The sequence below is a fragment of the Endozoicomonas sp. ONNA2 genome (assembly GCF_024606365.1).
GTDB lineage: Bacteria > Pseudomonadota > Gammaproteobacteria > Pseudomonadales > Endozoicomonadaceae > Endozoicomonas.
On sequence record NZ_JAHHPO010000578.1, the window covers coordinates 1 to 1,387 of the forward strand.

Below are 1,387 nucleotides of genomic sequence, written 5' to 3' on the forward strand. Positions count from 1 at the left end.
CATTATTTCGGCAGCCATTGATCAGTATTGATGGTTTTATCGCACCAGAGCTGGCTTTTCTGGCGTTTTTTTTGGGTGTTTTACTGTAGAATTGCCAAGGCGCAGATTAGGAGAAAACTGGTCAGCTGATATCCCTGGACAAAATAGAGTCAACAACTGAATAGGATGATGTTTCATGAATAAATTGTTAAGGATAGTTACGGTCCTGTTGATGGCATTGAGCGTCAACGCCTTTGCCAACAAACATATTTATACTGGCTGGTTAGGCAGTAAAGCCATCAGCGGTTATGATGCCGTTGCTTATTTCACGCAAGGAAAGCCCGTAGAAGGAAACGCCAGGTATAAATTTGAGCACCTGGGCGTGGAGTGGTACTTCTCTTCAGCAAAACATCTCAGCCTGTTCAAGCAACACCCTGAGCAGTATATGCCTCAATATGGAGGTTACTGCGCGTGGGCTGTTGCTGCAAAAAAACAAAGGGCACCGGGAGACCCGAAATACTGGAAAATTGCCGATAACAAACTGTATTTGAATTATAACAACAGTGTGCAGGAAAAATGGCTGGTGGATATCCCGGGCTTTATTAAAGCTGCGGATAAAAATTGGCCAGAAATGAATTGAGTGTTGCAGCCATCGTGTATAAAACAGCCAATCAGTTTTCAGAGGATGCTTTCTGTTGTTTCTGGTAGATCAGTGTTGAGGTGGCAACACCGAGATTTTTCGGGGGTTGATGACCTGGCTGTTGCAGCAGCAAGTTGATGATTGCTAAATGATGCGTGGTGTGACATTGCAAAAATAACAGCTCACGAATGACCGATGTTTCCGCCTTGACGACCGTTCCATTGGCATCAGTGCTGGCATTGAGTGTGAGATGGATCTCACCCGATGCATTCTTTGTCAGTTTAACCAGCCGCTCCTTAATACTCAGTAAAGCGCCTACTGCAGAAGAGACATTCCTCTCACATTCCGGGTCTCTGTTACGGTTGTCGTAGTTAATATATCTACTTTCCAGACCGGATAAAAAACACTGATAAAACTCAATGATATGACGTACATGAGCGCCTATCGTTTGAGAGCTGTCAGGAACGGCAGATTTCTGGTAATTATTTGCCGGAAGTCTTGCAATAGCCCGAATCAACTCAGACAACAACTGTTCATTACATTGGCAAGCATTTCGTAGCGACATTCGACTCTGCACCTTTTTACATGATTTAGCAGAAATCCGTGTCATGTTTGCACAACTGAAGGCCTACGGAAAACTTCGGGGTATTCTGCCCGTTCAGTGTTGCACAGGGTGCCGGGATTTGTATACACGGCAGTCCGCTCAAAAAGTCAGCGTTAAGTAGTTGGCCAAATGGAATCGTATATTTCTGGCTAAGTGGGCAGTTA

2 protein-coding genes are annotated in these 1,387 nt (G+C 44.6%); one reads left to right on the top strand and one right to left on the bottom strand.

Annotated features, from left to right (window positions below; translation table 11 throughout):
* The first annotated feature begins 175 nt into the window (after nucleotides 1-175).
* On the top strand, nucleotides 176-619 hold the full coding sequence (locus tag KDK14_RS10150) for a YHS domain-containing (seleno)protein (protein WP_257264988.1): 444 nt from the start codon (nucleotides 176-178) through the stop codon (nucleotides 617-619).
* A 31-nt stretch (nucleotides 620-650) separates the two neighbouring features.
* Here the strand turns inward: KDK14_RS10150 and KDK14_RS10155 are convergent, their stop codons facing one another.
* A complete protein-coding gene (locus tag KDK14_RS10155) occupies nucleotides 651-1,184 on the bottom strand; it encodes a DinB family protein (RefSeq protein ID WP_257264990.1) in 534 nt (177 codons plus the stop codon).
* Nucleotides 1,185-1,387: the final 203 nt, after the last annotated feature.

Bases quoted from the DNA above. Each gene is read 5' to 3' on its own strand.
- KDK14_RS10150 (WP_257264988.1), top strand. From the start codon at position 176: ATGAATAAATTGTTAAGGATAGTTACGGTCCTGTTGATGGCATTGAGC.
- KDK14_RS10155 (WP_257264990.1), bottom strand. From the start codon at position 1,184: ATGTCGCTACGAAATGCTTGCCAATGTAATGAACAGTTGTTGTCTGAG.